The sequence below is a fragment of the Bradyrhizobium sp. CSA207 genome, from assembly GCF_029051685.1.
In the GTDB taxonomy this organism is placed as follows: Bacteria; Pseudomonadota; Alphaproteobacteria; order Rhizobiales; family Xanthobacteraceae; genus Bradyrhizobium.
Window position 1 is genome coordinate 74554 of record NZ_JAACFT010000007.1, and the last position, 15326, is coordinate 89879.

The 15326-nt window shown below is 61.1% G+C and carries 19 protein-coding genes; 9 read left to right on the forward strand and 10 right to left on the reverse strand.

What is annotated here, in order from left to right; genetic code table 11:
• Positions 1-59 precede the first annotated feature (59 nt).
• From GWG65_RS09615 to GWG65_RS09625, 3 genes are all read left to right on the forward strand, one after another.
• Positions 60-851 (forward strand): nucleotidyltransferase family protein, encoded by a 792-nt coding sequence (locus tag GWG65_RS09615; protein WP_275195521.1) that lies wholly within the window; start codon positions 60-62, stop codon positions 849-851.
• A gap of 4 nt (positions 852-855) precedes the next feature.
• The gene (locus tag GWG65_RS09620; protein WP_275195257.1) at positions 856-1578 is read left to right on the forward strand and encodes a metallophosphoesterase; all 723 of its coding nucleotides are present in this window, start codon (positions 856-858) and stop codon (positions 1576-1578) included.
• Positions 1579-1742: 164 nt separating this feature from the next.
• Entirely contained in the window at positions 1743-2303 is a 561-nt protein-coding gene (locus GWG65_RS09625; RefSeq protein WP_275195523.1) for an NADH-quinone oxidoreductase subunit B, read from the forward strand.
• A 41-nt stretch (positions 2304-2344) separates the two neighbouring features.
• Here the strand turns inward: GWG65_RS09625 and GWG65_RS09630 are convergent, their stop codons facing one another.
• Positions 2345-2818, reverse strand: coding sequence for a hypothetical protein (locus GWG65_RS09630; RefSeq protein ID WP_275195258.1), 474 nt, complete (start codon positions 2816-2818; stop codon positions 2345-2347).
• A gap of 240 nt (positions 2819-3058) precedes the next feature.
• Here GWG65_RS09630 and GWG65_RS09635 point away from each other — a divergent pair, with 240 nt between their 5' ends.
• A complete protein-coding gene (locus GWG65_RS09635) occupies positions 3059-3511 on the forward strand; it encodes a DUF2267 domain-containing protein (RefSeq protein ID WP_275195259.1) in 453 nt (150 codons plus the stop codon).
• 247 nt (positions 3512-3758) lie between these two features.
• Here the strand turns inward: GWG65_RS09635 and GWG65_RS09640 are convergent, their stop codons facing one another.
• Positions 3759-4055, reverse strand: a complete 297-nt coding sequence (locus GWG65_RS09640; protein WP_275195260.1) for a hypothetical protein — start codon at positions 4053-4055, stop codon at positions 3759-3761.
• A gap of 215 nt (positions 4056-4270) precedes the next feature.
• On the opposite strand from GWG65_RS09640, the gene GWG65_RS09645 reads away from it, so the two are divergent.
• Both GWG65_RS09645 and prs read left to right on the forward strand, forming a co-directional pair.
• Positions 4271-4471 carry a hypothetical protein gene (locus tag GWG65_RS09645; protein ID WP_275195261.1) on the forward strand — a complete coding sequence of 67 codons (201 nt, stop codon included), beginning with the start codon at positions 4271-4273 and terminating at the stop codon, positions 4469-4471.
• Positions 4471-5424, forward strand: coding sequence for a ribose-phosphate diphosphokinase (gene prs, locus GWG65_RS09650; protein WP_275195263.1), 954 nt, complete (start codon positions 4471-4473; stop codon positions 5422-5424). Before GWG65_RS09645 ends, prs begins: the two co-directional genes overlap by 1 nt.
• Before the next feature lie 38 nt (positions 5425-5462).
• Here the strand turns inward: prs and GWG65_RS09655 are convergent, their stop codons facing one another.
• The 3 genes from GWG65_RS09655 to GWG65_RS40430 all read right to left on the reverse strand — a co-directional run bounded on the left by GWG65_RS09655 (position 5463) and on the right by GWG65_RS40430 (position 7700).
• On the reverse strand, positions 5463-5630 hold the full coding sequence (locus GWG65_RS09655; RefSeq protein ID WP_275195264.1) for a hypothetical protein: 168 nt from the start codon (positions 5628-5630) through the stop codon (positions 5463-5465).
• A gap of 126 nt (positions 5631-5756) precedes the next feature.
• Positions 5757-6197, reverse strand: a complete 441-nt coding sequence (locus GWG65_RS09660) for a CBS domain-containing protein (RefSeq protein WP_275195265.1) — start codon at positions 6195-6197, stop codon at positions 5757-5759.
• A 174-nt stretch (positions 6198-6371) separates the two neighbouring features.
• Entirely contained in the window at positions 6372-7700 is a 1329-nt protein-coding gene (locus GWG65_RS40430) for a phosphoribosyltransferase family protein (protein WP_342760636.1), read from the reverse strand.
• 68 nt (positions 7701-7768) lie between these two features.
• Here GWG65_RS40430 and GWG65_RS09675 point away from each other — a divergent pair, with 68 nt between their 5' ends.
• From GWG65_RS09675 to GWG65_RS09685, 3 genes are all read left to right on the forward strand, one after another.
• A complete protein-coding gene (locus GWG65_RS09675) occupies positions 7769-7930 on the forward strand; it encodes a hypothetical protein (RefSeq protein ID WP_275195267.1) in 162 nt (53 codons plus the stop codon).
• Positions 7931-8320: 390 nt separating this feature from the next.
• The gene (locus GWG65_RS09680) at positions 8321-8656 is read left to right on the forward strand and encodes a hypothetical protein (RefSeq protein WP_275195268.1); all 336 of its coding nucleotides are present in this window, start codon (positions 8321-8323) and stop codon (positions 8654-8656) included.
• A gap of 205 nt (positions 8657-8861) precedes the next feature.
• Complete coding sequence (locus GWG65_RS09685) at positions 8862-9095, forward strand: hypothetical protein (protein WP_148737979.1); 234 nt, start codon at positions 8862-8864, stop codon at positions 9093-9095.
• Between the two features lie 291 nt (positions 9096-9386).
• Here GWG65_RS09685 and GWG65_RS09690 read toward each other — a convergent pair whose 3' ends face one another.
• The 5 genes from GWG65_RS09690 to dctP are packed head-to-tail and all read right to left on the reverse strand — an operon-like array spanning position 9387 to position 15259.
• Complete coding sequence (locus GWG65_RS09690) at positions 9387-10910, reverse strand: malonyl-CoA synthase (RefSeq protein ID WP_275195270.1); 1524 nt, start codon at positions 10908-10910, stop codon at positions 9387-9389.
• A complete protein-coding gene (locus GWG65_RS09695) occupies positions 10907-12316 on the reverse strand; it encodes a malonyl-CoA decarboxylase (RefSeq protein ID WP_275195271.1) in 1410 nt (469 codons plus the stop codon). Before GWG65_RS09695 ends, GWG65_RS09690 begins: the two co-directional genes overlap by 4 nt.
• 17 nt (positions 12317-12333) lie before the next feature.
• Positions 12334-13689, reverse strand: coding sequence for a TRAP transporter large permease (locus GWG65_RS09700; RefSeq protein WP_275195273.1), 1356 nt, complete (start codon positions 13687-13689; stop codon positions 12334-12336).
• Positions 13686-14243 carry a TRAP transporter small permease gene (locus GWG65_RS09705; protein WP_275195275.1) on the reverse strand — a complete coding sequence of 186 codons (558 nt, stop codon included), beginning with the start codon at positions 14241-14243 and terminating at the stop codon, positions 13686-13688. The genes GWG65_RS09700 and GWG65_RS09705 overlap by 4 nt, the downstream gene beginning before the upstream one ends.
• On the reverse strand, positions 14240-15259 hold the full coding sequence (gene dctP / locus GWG65_RS09710; protein WP_275195277.1) for a TRAP transporter substrate-binding protein DctP: 1020 nt from the start codon (positions 15257-15259) through the stop codon (positions 14240-14242). Before dctP ends, GWG65_RS09705 begins: the two co-directional genes overlap by 4 nt.
• Between the last annotated feature and the right edge of the window lie 67 nt (positions 15260-15326).

The following is a 15326-nucleotide window of genomic DNA, read 5'->3' on the forward strand; positions in this document are numbered from 1 at the left end:
TTTGATTGTCCAACGGGGTAGCCTCATGGCCGAAGCCGATGAGCTTCGAGTGAACCTTGATGGTGAAGGAAATCAGGCCAGTCACCGGATCTATTGAGACGGTCGACGCAGCCGCCGAGCCGATTGTCCCGTCGGCCAGCGCCGAGGTATTTTACGCTCGGGCCTTGCGCGAGCTCGCGAAGCTCGATCTTCCGTTTCTGTTGGCGGGCACGTATGCGCTCAGCGCCTATACCGGCGTGGCGCGCGCGACCAAAGATCTCGATATCGTGTGCAAGCCGGCCGACTATCCCCGTGTGCTCAACCACTTTCGGGACCTCGGATACACTGTCGCAGTCGAGGACGAACGCTGGCTCGGCAAAGTCTTCCAGGACGAGCACTTCTTCGATGTGATCTTCGCGTTTTGGCATGGCATGGCTCCCGTCGCCGATCAGTGGTTCGAATCCGCGCCGCACATCGAGGTGTTCGGCACGCGGATGCGCATCATCGCGCCGACCGAGTTGATCTGGTCCAAGGCCTTCGTCCAGCTGCGGCACCGTTACGACGGCGCGGATATCGCGCATCTCATTCTCAAGCAGCACGATCGGATCGACTGGCGGCGTCTGCTTGCCTACATGGAGTTGCATTGGGAGGTGCTTCTGGCACATCTGCTCAACTTCCGCTGGGCCTATCCGAGCGAGCGCGACTGCGTGCCGCGCTGGCTCATGGAGGAACTGGTCGCCCGCTTGAAGGCACAATTCGAGCTTCCTCCTCCGCGCGTGAGGATATGTCGGGGGCGCCTGTTTTCGCAGGTCGACTATGAGCCGGCCGTCCAGGAGTGGGGGTTTGTCGACGCAGACGAGGATAGTGAGTAGCGCGATGTCCGAAAGTCACGACAATCTCACTTTCGCCGCCATCGGCGATCTCCATGTGAAGGAGGATCGAACGTTGTCTTTCCGGGAGCTCTTTGCCGAGCTATCGACCAAGGCCAAGGTACTCGTCCTTTGCGGCGACCTCACTGACCTCGGTAAGCCGACGGAAGCGGAATTGCTGGCGGAGGATTTGCGCGCCTGCTCCATTCCCGTTGTCGGCGTGCTCGGAAATCACGACTACGAGTCCGGACAGACTGAAGACATAAGGCGCATTTTGAAGGGTGCCGGGATGCACCTGCTAGATGGCCAGTCGTACGAAATCGACGGCGTCGCCTTTGTCGGGGTAAAGGGCTTCATCGGTGGATTTGGCCGCCGCATGCTTGCTTCGTTCGGCGAGGCCGTCGTCAAGAGCGTGGTCGCCGAAGCCGTCAGTGAAGCGACGCGCCTTGAAAATGCCATGCGCACCGTGGCGAGCAAGCAGGCTGTCGTCGTTCTTCACTATGCGCCCATTCTCGATACGGTTGAGGGTGAGCCCCTGGAAATTCTTCCGTTCCTCGGCTCGTCACGTCTCGGCGAGACAATCGATCGATTTAAGGTGAGTGCGGTGGTGCACGGCCATGCTCACCAGGGCCGTTATGAAGGCCGCACGCCCGGAGGCGCGCGGGTCTACAACGTGGCCCGATCGATCGAGAAGCCCTCGGGCCGACCTTATGCCTTGCTTGAAGTCTGAACGGGGCGCTTGGAGTCATAACTGAGGTCCAAACTGAGGTCCAAGTATTGCGGCAATGCGGGAGACGGAGGCAGGGCCCTCGTGTTCGCGTGAAATATCGCGCACGAAACGAACGGTGTTACTTGCCCGCGCGTTGGGTGAACGGAGCCATACAGGAGAGGGGCATGGACCGTCCGTTGATCGTGCCCGCCGGCAGAGGGTTCCTGGACCCGGGAACCGGCAAACCAATAAGCGATGAGTTTTTCGGCGCTGTCAGGGGTGATCTCGCCGACAAGGGCTTCTTCGTCACCGCGGCCGATGACCTCATCACCTGGGCGCGAAGCGGCTCATTGATGTGGATGACGTTTGGGCTCGCCTGCTGCGCGATCGAAATGATGCAAATGGCGATGCCGCACTATGACGCAGAGCGCTTCGGATTTGCGCCGCGTGCCAGCCCAAGGCAGTCGGATGTCATGATCGTGGCCGGCACGTTGTGCAACAAAATGGCGCCTGCGCTGCGCAAGATCTATGACCAGATGCCGGAACCTCGATATGTGATCTCGATGGGATCATGCGCCAATGGAGGAGGGTACTATCACTATTCCTATTCGGTGACCCGCGGATGCGACCGCATTGTTCCCGTAGATATCTACGTCCCCGGTTGTCCTCCGACTGCAGAGGCGCTCCTTTACGGCGTGATGCTCCTGCAAAAGAAGATCCGCCGGACCGGAACAATCGAGCGTTGAGCTCGAGCTGTTAGATGCGAGCGGAAACCAGATGGCTGCGCTCAGCTCAAATCAAATACGATACCCAGCGCAATGAGGCCGAGCGCCACCGCCGCGAGGGGCAACAACATGTCGATTGCAGCGTCACTGTTCTTGAGCCTGCTTTGCCAGACTTGGGTCGACCCCTTCATCCATTTCCGAAAGCCCCTGTTGGTCCTCAGCGTCGGTGGTCGGGCCTGAGCTGCGCGCCATGTCCTCCAAAGAAGGTAGGGAAGGAACACCGCAACGAGCAGCAGCACGCTCACCATAGCGAGGGGAAGTTCGATATCGCTTCGCCGATCGAAGGCCACCCAGGCTGCTATGACGAAAAGAGCCACAAATCCGATTGCAGCTTTGTAGACTAACGGATGGAATTCCGAGCGGGTTTCCAGCGAGTGTTCGCGGCGCTGCGCGAGATGCTCATTCATTTCCGTTCCCCAGTTCAATCGTGAGAACAGATGCCCGCCGGCGCAATGGCGCATGGGCATGTATGTCAATGGAATGCATCGTGCAGAGGTTTCATGAAAGATGGCTGGCCTCGTTAAAGATGAGTAATGAACCCTCGCACTGATGGAACTGACCGGGCGGCAATTGTGTCGGACTCACTCGGGTCCGCGCGAGGACGTGAAGAACTCCACCAGCGTTACCGCACGCGGTATCATTCGCCCAACAATCGAGAACCGATGATCGCGGACGACGTTGTCCGTCTAGCTGCCGTTAAGCCAAAGGAATCTATCATGAGTGCGACAGGTCTCGATGTATTCGACAGAACGATCCACCTCACAAACAGTTGGCTGGATGAGATGATGACGACGTTGCCGCATGACAAGCAGCTTGCATGGCATGCTTTGGGAACGGTGCTTCGAACCATTCGTGATCGGATCCCGGTCAATCTTGCCGCACACCTGGGTGCCCAACTTCCGTTGCTGGTCCGTGGGCTCTACTACGATCAGTGGCGGCCGAGCGAAGTCCCGAAAGACTGGCGTTCCGCTGCCGAGTTTCTCGGGATCATTTCGGCAGAATTGAGTTCGTTGCGGCCAATCGGCGCAGGCGATGCCGCGCAAGCAACGTTCCGGGTCTTGAATCATCATCTTGACCCTAATCAGGTCGAGAAGGTCCGCCATGCGTTGCCTGAAGAGGTGCGGGCTCTCTGGGTAGTCGGTCATCAGCAAGGACGATCTGCTGCCTGATCGGAACGATATTATTCGGTGAATGTGCTTTGACCGACTGCTGCAGCGCCACCTTACGAAAGGTGACAGCGCTGCCGGCGGCGATGCGCTCTGATCCGAGCGGCATTGTTTTTGGCTGCTCAGCGCTCCGGCATCCGAGGCATCCGAGCGGATTGATCTCCGGCGAGAAGTTCCCGCAGGTAGCGGCCCGCCGAGTTCTCAAGTCTGGCTCGGCGGCGCCGGTCCGTTGAATGGCCGCATCAGGCCACTACCAGTCTGGGCCGATTCCAAAGCTGAAGCCCGGCCCATGAACACCGATACCTGGTCGGTGATAGTAGCCGCGATCGTAGTAATCATATCTCCGCGGTCCGTAATAGTAGTCGTCTCCAATAATCACGCGGCGATCGCCTCTGGTGTGCCAGCATCGGCCGGTGTCATCACAAACGAGCCGTGCCTGATGAAGCAGAGGCGAACCGTCTCCGAGTTGAACTTCATCAGCAGCATAGGCGCTCGATGTGATGAGCGCACCCGCGCCGGCGAGCAGTATCAGGATCAGCTTTCTCATGTCTGTCTCCTCTGACTGCAAGCCCCAACCGACGAACGCCTCAGCCAAATCCCCGTTCCAATGAATTGACGCTTGGCTTGGCCAACTCTTCGCAAGGATTGCCTCGTCCAGGGATCGGATCTTGCCATGGATGGTTATCCTTCGCGTCTTACGGCAGACGCCAAGACGCGAGCCACGGGTCGAAGAAGTGCTTTGAGGTTCCGTGGTGGAACATCTTGCAACGGTTGGTGCAGATGCTTGAAACGCAGAATACGACGCATTCGCGTGCAAATGAGGGTACCCGAAGCTATCCAGCCGAGAAGGCGCGGCAGGGCGAGATCATCCTGCGCAAGCCGTGGATGCGTCTGGTTTTCATTGCCGGACTTGTGGGATGCGTACTTCTGGTACTGGGGATTCGCATCGCAGCGGGGCTCTGATGCATGCGCCGGTGATCTTCGCTTGGGAGGACAGCCGTCCCGAAGCGGAAGGAATCGCCGGATGCCTGGGCACCAGCCTGGCGGAACATGAAGAAAGGGCATTTGAGGACGGCGAGCGCAAGATGAGGCCGCTGGCAGACACACGCGGGCGGGATGCACTCATTATCCAGTCGTTATATGACGGGCCATCGCGCGGCGTGCACGACAAGCTCTGCGATGTCTTACTCTTCGCGGGCACTCTGAAGGATTCCGGGGCGGCGCGCGTGATCTTGATCGCGCCCTATCTTTGCTACGCGCGGCAGGACCGGCGCACGAAACCTGGAGAGGCGCTGTCCTTGCGGTATATTGCTCAACTCATCGAAGCCGCCGGGGTGGACGCTATCGTGACGCTGGACGTGCACAATCCCGCCGCGTTCGAGAACGCATTTCGGATACCGGCGGTGAACGTAGAATGTGCCGAGCTCTTCGCCACGCATTTCGGCAAAGCTCTCGCCGACCAGGATATCGAAGTCATTTCGCCCGATATTGGTGGGGTGAAACGCGCCGAACAGTTCCGCGATGCCCTCAGCACGACCATGAATGAAGATGTCGAATTGGGCGCGCTGGGCAAACGGCGACTGGATCACATCGTCAGCGCCGAAGAGATTCCAAGCGGCGTCCGCGAACGGACCGTGGTCATCTTTGACGATATGATCGCCAGCGGCTCGACCATGCTGCGCGCCGTGAAAGCCTGCCGCCGGGGCGGCGCGGCCTATGTCATCCTGGCGGCCACACATGGCCTGTTCCTTCCCGGCGCGCAGAAGCTGGTTGCGAGCGGCTTGGTCGATCGGATCATTATCTCGGATACGATACCACCCTTCCGTCTCGACGCCGGCTTGGTAGCGGAGAAGGTCACGATCCTCTCCGCGAGCCAATCGATCGCAGACGGTATTCGCAGCATAGTCGCCGCGTAGGCGTCCTGGCCTGAGTCCGATGGTTGGTGCTTGCAGTGCTATTGCGCATTGCCGTGGCTAGGCCGCGATCGTTCGAGCGAGTCCAACGCGGCGTCGATCTGTTCAAGCAGGCGCTGAATTTCGTCCCGCTCGTTCGGGCCGGGATTGTCCTGCAGCCGCTCCAATAGCTGTTGCTTTCGGGCAAGCAGGGTCGCAACCGTCGTCATCGGATGATATCCTCCACGTTTGCCTTGTGGCGCGTTCGATCGATGTTGCGACTTGACGTTCGCCAGGAGCGCTCTCCTCGGCTGTGCCGCGAACGCTCCCAACAAATCTCTAGCTTAGCTCGTGCTTTAGCCGGTGACCGCGCCCGCATGTTGTCCGCCAGGCTGGGAGATTCCGTTCAGGGCGATCGCCGCGCAGTCATCCGGCGCTGAAAGCGCGATGTCGCTGAGCGCAATGATTCCGACGAGGCGCTTGTCGCGATTGATCACTGGTAGCCGCCGCACCTGAATGTCGGCCATGTTACGCGTGACCTCCGCGATATCCTGGTCCTCAAAGCAGTATTTGACATCGATTGTCATGATATCGCGGACCAGCGTGTCCGGGCCTCGGCCCATGGCGACGCCGCGCGTGGTGATGTCGCGATCGGAGATCATTCCCACCAGTCGATCGTTGTCGGCCACCGGCAGGAGCCCGACATTGAGTGCGGTCATCGCTTCGGCTGCATCTCTGGTGCTATCTTGCGGAGCACAAAGCTGCACGTTGGGGGTCATTGCATCGCGAACTTTCATTGAGCCCTCCTTTGGTTCCGCTTGCTGGAGCTACATGTCGGTTTGCGCTCCCGCCAAACGGCGGGACGCGCCTCATCGTCCACTGCGCTTGGGCGACATCCTTGAGACGGGAATAGAGTCCATCGGTCAGATATCCGAACTTTGAGTCCCGGCCGTGCGAAATTCCGGGAGACATCATGGGCCCTCGCGCAAATGGCTGCGCACCTTCGAACGGTGCAACAGTTCGACCACCTCCTGATCTGAAGTCTGGCCGAAATCCCGGTAATTCAAGCCGACGGCATAGAATGGATCAGGGGTGACCAGGCAAATGATTTCGTCCGCATCAGAATTGAGATCGGCAAGGGACTCTTTTGGTGCGACCGGCACAGCAAGCACCAGGCGGCTTGGCTTTGCTTTGGCGAGCGCCTTCAGGACCGCTTTTACAGTTCCGCCGGTCGCGATCCCGTCATCGATCACGATGGCCGTCCGTCCGGCAACATCGAGCGGCGGCTCGCCATTCCGGTAGAGGTGGCGGCGGCGCTCGATCTCAGCCAATTGACGGGATGTCTCCGCCTCCAGATAGGCTCTGCCCGGCTGGAGCGTGCGAACGATCTCGTCATTCAAGACGACTTGCGCGTGGGCGCCGTCGACCACAGCGCCAAGTCCAAGCTCCTTGTGGCCGGGCGCACCGATCTTGCGCACGAGCGCGACGTCGAGCGGCGCGTTCAGGGCCTGCGCCACCTCGAAAGCGACGGGTACGCCGCCGCGCGGCAGCGCGAGTATCACCGGGTGTTGGTCCTTGTATTTCATGAGAAGCGGCGCGAGCCGTTGCCCAGCCTCGCGCCGGTCCGCGAACACCATATCGTCCGGCGCGCTCTGCAATGGCGAAGACAAGAATCGGCCGAACCATCGCTTGGCGTGTTGCATGACCTGCTCCAGAGTGCCGGGTTCTTCGAAAAGGTGGCTCGCCGCCGGCACAATGACGAGGTCTTTCTCGCACGAAAGTCGCTCGAGGGCGGCCTGGTTGAGCGGAATTACCCGCCGATCGGCACTGCCGACGATCAGCAGTGTCGGCGCGCTCACGGCCTGCAATGCCTCACCGGCAAGATCCGGGCGGCCGCCGCGTGAAACAATTGCCGCGACGTTCTGCCCTTCGGCGGCCGCCACCAGGGCCGCCGCCGCACCCGTGCTTGCCCCGAAATAGCCGAGGGGCAGTGAACCCAATTCGGGCTGATTGCGGCTCCACTCGGCAGCTTCGGCCAGTCGGAATGCCAGCAGCCTGATGTTGAAAACATTGCGACGGTCCCGCTCTTCCTCGACCGTGAGAAGGTCCAGCAAGAGGGTGGCCAGACCGGCCTGGCGAAGTCCCGCCGCCACCTGATTGTTGCGCGGGCTCATCCGGCCGCTGCCGCTACCATGGGCGAAGATCACGATGCCGGTTGCGTTGTTGGGCACACCAAGAATGCCCGCAAGGCGGTGCTGCCCGATTGAGGCTTCGCTGAGTTGGTCTTTTTCGGCCATCATGATCAGAACCCGAACGGATACGTTTCTGCGGCGCCTTTGGCGCGCGCCCGGTAAAATTGCGATGTGCCATGCGTCGATTCACCGAGCAGAACGACCTTTGCGCGAGCAAACCGGTCGAAATAGGGGCCGAAATCGTCGTGTTCTGGTGCAGGGAGATGCTCACCCGCTCGATGCAGGAGCTCGATCAATTCGCGCTCGGTCCGCTCGCGAATGCGCTCGGCTGCTGGTGAGAGGGCCATGCGGAATTCCTTCCGTAATGGTGGTTCGGCGGTACATCAGCGTTACCCGCACCCAGAGCGGATCGATCGGCAAAGCCGACGATCGCCGTCCTTCATGTGCGCAACTCACCCCGCTCTTGGACGTTCCTTCGCATCAGCCGGAGGAAGCCGATGCTCGCAAGCTCCCACACTTTGGCGTACTTCATCTGGAACCGAGCACCCCCCCGAATATTGGACTCAATGGAGTTTCCAGCCGACCCGAGTTTGGGTGGGTTCAGATGAGGTTTTGTGCCATGCGTTTTCGGCTGGAATGCTTGTGCGCGGTTTTCCTGCTATGCGCGTCGGTTGCGCCAATAGCAGCGACGGAAGCTCGGCCCGGGCAATTCCGTGCGAGGCAATTGATTGCTGGAGACGGCCATCACATCGACCCCGGCGGTTTGTTATTCCATGGAAATTACTGTGGCCCGGGCAACCGACCCGGAACTCGGCCCGTTGACGCTCTGGATGCTGCTTGTATGCGCCACGATGCCTGCGGCCGTTTCAATGGCGTTCCGAGCTGCGCTTGCAACGCAAGACTTCAATATGAAGCAGCGTCAATCGCGCGCGATCCCGCACAACCGCCGGATATTCAGTTCTTGGCCTCCTTTACAGCAGCCGGAGCGAGCTTATTGCTGTGCCAGCCGCCTTCACAAGTTTACCGAGATCCGTTCGGCCGATCGGCGCAAGGCAATCGGTTGACAAACGGGTTCTGGACGACCGATCCATTTCGGGTAGGTGGTGATGACCCGAAAGATCATTATTCGACACGCTGAATGGGCGGGTACGCGCGGGCCACGATCTTGCTGCGGTGTTCGTGGGACGCCTAGCCGCATCACCCTGCTGGAACCAAGTGCCATTTGGCGACTTCAGGACACATCTGCGACGTCGGTGAAGGCGAGACATCATGGCGACATGTGAAACCTGCGGCAATGACTATGACAAGACCTTTCAGGTCTCGATGAACGGCAAAGCGCATACGTTCGATAGCTTCGAATGCGCTATTCACGCGCTCGCGCCGACCTGCGATCATTGTGGAATCCGTATCGTCGGACACGGCCTGGAGAAGGCGGGTACCTTTTTCTGTTGCGAGCATTGCGCCCAAGGCGAGGGTGTCAAAGGCCTGCGTGATCGAATCTAGCCCGCGCCAGTGGTTGTATCGGGATCTCTGATTTTCCGGGACCGATCTGTGGGCACCAGTGGTCGAACAAATTCGCGCCGTACCGGGAACGGTAACCAGCGCGCTCCGTTGGTTAGCTAGTGAGCGGTCAATGGAATGACAAGCCAAACCCGAGAGGAATGGTAAGTCAAACCAAAGATCGGTTCACAAGCCCCGTCAGCTTACTTCGGTAACTGGCGGGGTCGTTTGTTTTTGCGAAACTTCCAATCACGCTCATTTTTCCCCACACACATGAATCCCGGGGGATGGCCTTCACTCGACTTTGGCTGAATAGAGATCGGCAAAACGCTCGCGCAGCAGGTTCTTCTGGATCTTGCCCATGGCGTTCCGGGGTAGCGCATCCACGAAGATGATGCGTTTGGGCTGCTTGAATTTTGCCAGTCGTCCGGAAAGCGCCGCCAGGATGGCGCGTTCGTCCACCGATGAGCCGGCCTTCCGGACGACGGCAGCGGTGACGCCTTCGCCAAAGTCGGCGTGCGGCACGCCGACGACCGCGCTTTCAAACACGCCTTGGATGGCGTCGATTTCCGTCTCGATCTCCTTCGGGTAGACATTGAAGCCGCCGGTGATGATGAGATCCTTGCCCCGCCCAACGATGTACAGATAGCCGTTCGCATCGAGCTTGCCGAGGTCGCCGGTGATGAAGAAGCCGTCAGCGCGGAATTCGGCAGCGGTCTTGTCCGGCATGTTCCAGTAGCCGGCAAAGACGTTTGGTCCTCTAACCTCGATCATGCCGACCTCGTTCGTCGGCAGCACGGCACCGCTCTCGGGATCCGTGATGCGGACGTCGATGGCGGGCAGCGGGCGACCGACCGAACCCGGAATGCGCGGACCGTCATAGGGATTGGAGGCGATCATGCCCGTTTCGGTCATGCCGTAGCGTTCGAGGATCTCGTGACCGGTCCTGTCGTTCCAGGCGCGGTGGGTCTCCGCCAATAGCGGCGCGGAGCCAGCAACAAACAGCCTCATATATGCGGTCGTGTGCTCGCTCAAATTCTGGCTCTGGAGCAAGCGAACATAGAAAGTCGGCACGCCCATCAGAACGGTCGATCGCGCCATCGCCGCGACAATCCGCTCTGCGTCGAACTTCTGCATGAAGATCATTCGCGCACGCGCGGCGAATGTCACGTTGCCGGCCACGAACAGCCCGTGAATATGATAGATCGGCAGAGCGTGGATCAGCACGTCGCGTTGCGTATAGCGCCATTGCTCGACCAGCGTCAGCGCGTTCGAGACCAGATTGCCATGCGTCAGCATCGCGCCCTTTGATCGGCCGGTCGTGCCCGAGGTGTAGAGAATCGCCGCCAAATCGTCCTTCGCGCGCGGCACCGTGTCGAAAGCCGCCGGAAAGCCAGCTGCGGCATCGACCAGGGACCCGTGCCCGTCCTGATCGAGCGTCTCGACACGTCCGCTTGTCTTCGCGGCAATGGCGCGCAGGTCGGCTGCTTCCTTGGGGTCGCATACGATCAGGCTCGGCTGCGCATCGCGGATGAAGTATTCAGTTTCGGCCGGCGTATAGGCGGTATTGAGCGGCAGATAGACGGCACCGGAGCGGAGCGTCGCAAGATAAAGTGCGACAGCCTCGACGGATTTCTCCACCTTGGCCGCGACACGGTGGTTCGGACCGATGCCGTGGCTGGCGAGCAAATTCGCGAACCTGCCGGTAAGCGCGGCGAGCTCCGCGTAGGTCAGGGTGGCGCCGTCGTCCTTCTCGATGCAGATGGACTGATCCGAGTGCGCGGAGCCAAGCAGGCGGTCGTACAAATTCCAGGTCATGACGAGATCTTCCGCTGAGAGTTGGTCTGTGAGCTCGGCACAAGGTCGCGGGACGACAGCTTGGCGCGGAGCGCCTTCTTCACCTTGTCGGAGGCCACGACAGCGCCGTGCTCCGCGAACGCTTCATGGTTCGCTTCGATATGGTCGAGTGCGTAGAGATAATTGACCATCAGGCCGTAGGATTGCTTGATGCCCTTGGGCGAAGCATCGCCGAGGAAATTCAGCCGCTCCAGGCGCGCGCCGTTGCCGAGATGAAAGCGGGCGACCGGATCGACCGGCTTGCCTGACGGCAGTTTCGCCTTCAGGAAGTAATAGGCGGCGAGGGCGGTGATGGCCTCTTTTGCCTGCGCGATGTCGCCGCCGTCATCGAGCGCAGTCAGTGCACGCCTCGTGTCCTCGTCGATGGCGCTGGAGGCCTCGGTCTTGAGCTCGCGCCGGACCCAGCCGGCAAAGCCGGGAACGGGCGACAGGGTGACGAAGGTCTTCAAGTTCGGAAGCTCGCGGGCGAGGTCCTGGACCACTTGCTTGATCAGAAAATTGCCGAAGGAGACGCCGGCGAGGCCCTTTTGCGTATTCGAGATCGAGTAGAATACGGCGGTCGTGGCGTCACGTGCCGCGATCGCCTGGCGCGATTTGTCGAGCAGCGGATTGATCGCGCCGGGAATCTCCTTCGTGAGTGCGACCTCCACGAAGATCAGCGGCTCGTCGACCAGCTGGGGATGAAAGAACGCGTAGCAGCGGCGATCGGGCGGCTCGAGCCGGCTGCGCAGATCGTCCCAGTCCTGGATGGCATGGACGGCTTCATACTTGATGATCTTTTCGAGGATGTTGGCCGACGTCGTCCAGTCGATCGGCCGCAGCACGAGGAACCCCCTGTTGAACCAGGACGAAAATAGATGCACGAAATCGTCGTCGACCGGCTGGAGTTCGGGATGCTCGCGCAGGAGCGCAAGCAGGACCTCTCGCATGCGCACGAGCGAGGCCGTCCCGCCGGGTGCCAGATTGAGGCGGCGGATGAGCTCCTGCCGGCGCGGCTCCGCCGCGGCGTGAAGCGCCTCGAGCTTGCCGCCGTCGCCGTCCTCCTTGCGCTGGTAGGCGGCGATCGCGAGCTCGATCGCGCGGCGGTCCGGCCCGAACCGGTCGGCGAGCGAGGAGAGAAATTTCAGCCGCTGCGGCTCGCCCGCCTGCTCGAAAGCCGCAAGCAGCGATTGCGCGATCGCGACGCCGGAGGCTTCGCCGCGTCGAGACAGCAGCGCCTCGCCCAGGATCTCGAGATCACGATCCTCGCCGACATTGCGTTCGGGCTTGATACCCAGGACCGCGCGACCACGTTGCGTCAAGGTGTCGATGAGCCCTTGCAGGAATTCAGGCGCCGTGATGCGGCCGGACCTCGTATCGTTCAGCATGGTTCATGCCTCCTCGGTTAACGCGTTGGTGCGCCCATCACCAGGTTGGGCAACGAGGTTGAGATCGAGGGCACCAGGCAAAGCAGCACCACGGCGAACGCCATCAGGAGCACGAACGGCAGCGTTCCCCAGATCACGTCCCGCAAGGGGATGTCGGGCGCGATGTTCCTGATGACGAAGATGTTGAGGCCGACGGGCGGATGGATGAGACCCATCTCCATCACGATCGTCATCACCACCCCGAACCAGATCAGGTCGAAGCCTGCGTCCTTGAGCGGCGGTAGGATGATCGGCGCGGTCATCAGGATGATCGAGACCGGCGGCAGGAAGAAGCCGAGCACGACCACCAGCACCAGGATCGCTGCCAGCAGCACCCATCGGGAGAGCTGCATGGCGACGATGGCTTGAGCCGCCCCCTGGCTGATATGGAGATAGCTCATCACGTAGGAGTAGAGCAGCGACATGCCGATGATCAGCATCAGCATGGTCGATTCCTTTAGCGTCGATTCCAGGATTGGGCCGAGATCCCGCGGGCGCCACACGCCGTAGATGGAGGCGATCAGGACCAGCGCCAGGATGCCGCCGAGGCCTGCTGTCTCCGAAGGCGTGGCATAGCCGCCATAAAGCGCAACCATCACGCCGCTGAGCAGCACCACGAAGGGCAGGACCCGCGGCAGCGCACCGAACCGCATCGCCATGGTGAAGCGCTCGTTCGAAAGGATCGGATGCTGCGCGGGGTCTGCCGCATAGGCCCGCTGCGCCGCCTTGTATTCGGCTTTGAACCTCAGCACCGCGTAGGTTGCAAACAGCACCACCAGGAGAAGGCCGGGCCCGATGCCCGCGAGGAACAGACGCCCGAGCGACTGCTCCGCCGCGACCGCATACAGGATCATCGTGATCGAGGGCGGCAGCAGGATCCCGAGCGTGCCGCCGGCTGCGATCACGCCTGCGGCAAAGCCGCCGGAATATCCGCGCTTGCGCATCTCGGGAATCCCTGCCGAGCCGATCGCCGAGCAGGTCGCCGGAGAAGACCCGGCCATTGCCGCGAACAGCGCGCAGGCAAAGACGTTGGCAATGCCAAGCCCACCCGGGATGCGGCCCATCCAGAGATGCAGCGCGCTGTAGAGATCCTGTCCCGCCTTCGACTTGCCGATCGCAGCGCCCTTGAGAATGAAGAGCGGGATGGCCAGCAGCGTGATCGAAGCCAGCTCCTCGTAGACGTTTTGCGTCACCGTATCGAGCGATGCGGAGGGCATGAAGAAGTACATGAAGATGACGGCTACGGCACCGAGCGCCAGCGCGATTGGCATGCCCGATGCCATGACGGCAAGCGTGGCGCCGCCATACATCAGTCCAACGGCAAGCGTGCTCATTTGCTTCTCCATCCATCGATCGCTGCAGCCAGTTGAAGCGCGATCTGCAGCGTCAGTAGCGTCATGCCGAGCGCCATCATGCTGTAGGGAATCCACAGAGGCGGGGCCCAGGTCGATCCCGACACCTGTCCGTCGACCCACGCCTCGTGGAACAGCGTCCAGGATTTCCAGGAGAAGAAGCAGCAGAACAGCAAGCTTGTCGCGTCGACCACGAGGATGCGGATCGCGTTGCCGCGCTTGGACAGGTAGCCGGTGAGGGCTTCGATGCCGATATGACCGCGGCCGGCCTGCACGAAGGCGGTGGACAGGAACGTTGCGGCGACCAGCAGGAAGACGGCCGCTTCGTCCTGCCAATAGGTTGCGGCGTTGAAGAAGTAACGCGCGGCCACGCTGTAGCTCAGAATCACGCTCGCGACGATGAGGGCAATCGAGCAGACGACGACGATGGTCTTGTTGAGCAGGGCCATGGCACGGTTGATCCGGGCCATGGCGGAACCGGGGCGCGCTGCCGTCACCACGACAGGATGGCCGAGATCGACGCCGTGCGCGCTCATGAGCCGGCCTCCATGGCCAGCTTGATCAAGCGGGCGCAGTTCTCGTTCTTGTTGGCATAATCCTTCCAGGCCGTATCGCGCGCGAGGTCCCGCCATGCCGTGACGAGCTTGGCGTCGAGATCATGGACGGTCGCGCCGGCGGCCTGGTAGACCTTCGCTACGCGGACATCGTCCTCCACCGCCGCAGCGCGGCCGAACTCTTCGAGCTCGGCGCCAACCGACACGATGATCTCGCGCTCCTCGTTCGAAAGCCGGTCGAACACCGCCTTCGACATGACGAGGGGCTCGAGCATGAACCAATAGCTCTTCTCCCGTCCGGTCGTCAGATGCTTGGCGAGCTCTTCCAGCCGGAACGAGGTCAGACTGGTGGACGAGGTGAGGGCGGCATCGCAAGCGCCGGTCTGCATGGCAGCGTAAAGTTCATTGGACGGCAGCGAGAGGACCGAGGCGCCGGCAGCCTGAAGCACGAGATCCATCTCGCGCGAGCCGCCGCGGATCTTCATGCCCTTGGCATCGGCGACCTCGACCAATGGACGCGCGCGGCTGGCGGCACCACCAGCCTGCCAGATCCAGGTGATGATGACGACGCCTTTGGCCGCAAGTAATTTGCTGAACTCCTGGCCGATCGGCTTGTTCTTCCAGCCGAGTCCCTCGTCGTAGCCGGTGACGAGGCCGGGCATCAGGCCGATGTTGAGTTCGGGAAGATCGCCGCCGGCGTAGGAGATCGGGATGAGGCTCATGTCGAGCGCTCCTTTGCGCATCGCCGAGAACTGCGCGTTGGTCTTCATGAGCGAGGAGCCCGGATAGATCTCGGCGCTCATCGCTCCCTTGCTGCGTTCCTGGATCAGGGCCGCAAAGCGCCGGCACAGCCGGTCGCGGAAATCGCCTTCGGTTGGCGTGCCGCCTGGAAACTGGTGCGAGATCTTCAGCGCTGTGGCCGCGCGCGCGGGTCCGAGCCGGAATAGCGCCGGTGCGGCGATCCCGAGGGCGAGGGCTTGGCGTCTTGAAACCTTCATTCCATACCTCCCGTGTCGTATTGCATTTTTTAATCTTGGTATTGCATACAATCGCTATTTGAACCGG

Excerpts from the sequence above, each read along its gene's own strand:
- GWG65_RS09620 (WP_275195257.1), top strand. The coding sequence starts at position 856 with ATGTCCGAAAGTCACGACAATCTCACTTTCGCCGCCATCGGCGATCTC.
- dctP (WP_275195277.1), bottom strand. The coding sequence starts at position 15,259 with ATGAAGGTTTCAAGACGCCAAGCCCTCGCCCTCGGGATCGCCGCACCG.
- GWG65_RS09635 (WP_275195259.1), top strand. The coding sequence starts at position 3,059 with ATGAGTGCGACAGGTCTCGATGTATTCGACAGAACGATCCACCTCACA.
- GWG65_RS09695 (WP_275195271.1), bottom strand. The coding sequence starts at position 12,316 with ATGCTGAACGATACGAGGTCCGGCCGCATCACGGCGCCTGAATTCCTG.
- GWG65_RS09655 (WP_275195264.1), bottom strand. The coding sequence starts at position 5,630 with ATGACGACGGTTGCGACCCTGCTTGCCCGAAAGCAACAGCTATTGGAG.
- GWG65_RS09685 (WP_148737979.1), top strand. The coding sequence starts at position 8,862 with ATGGCGACATGTGAAACCTGCGGCAATGACTATGACAAGACCTTTCAG.
- GWG65_RS09705 (WP_275195275.1), bottom strand. The coding sequence starts at position 14,243 with ATGAGCGCGCACGGCGTCGATCTCGGCCATCCTGTCGTGGTGACGGCA.
- GWG65_RS09675 (WP_275195267.1), top strand. The coding sequence starts at position 7,769 with ATGCGTCGATTCACCGAGCAGAACGACCTTTGCGCGAGCAAACCGGTC.
- prs (WP_275195263.1), top strand. The coding sequence starts at position 4,471 with ATGCATGCGCCGGTGATCTTCGCTTGGGAGGACAGCCGTCCCGAAGCG.
- GWG65_RS09700 (WP_275195273.1), bottom strand. The coding sequence starts at position 13,689 with ATGAGCACGCTTGCCGTTGGACTGATGTATGGCGGCGCCACGCTTGCC.
- GWG65_RS09625 (WP_275195523.1), top strand. The coding sequence starts at position 1,743 with ATGGACCGTCCGTTGATCGTGCCCGCCGGCAGAGGGTTCCTGGACCCG.
- GWG65_RS09615 (WP_275195521.1), top strand. The coding sequence starts at position 60 with ATGGTGAAGGAAATCAGGCCAGTCACCGGATCTATTGAGACGGTCGAC.
- GWG65_RS40430 (WP_342760636.1), bottom strand. The coding sequence starts at position 7,700 with ATGATGGCCGAAAAAGACCAACTCAGCGAAGCCTCAATCGGGCAGCAC.
- GWG65_RS09690 (WP_275195270.1), bottom strand. The coding sequence starts at position 10,910 with ATGACCTGGAATTTGTACGACCGCCTGCTTGGCTCCGCGCACTCGGAT.
- GWG65_RS09660 (WP_275195265.1), bottom strand. The coding sequence starts at position 6,197 with ATGAAAGTTCGCGATGCAATGACCCCCAACGTGCAGCTTTGTGCTCCG.
- GWG65_RS09640 (WP_275195260.1), bottom strand. The coding sequence starts at position 4,055 with ATGAGAAAGCTGATCCTGATACTGCTCGCCGGCGCGGGTGCGCTCATC.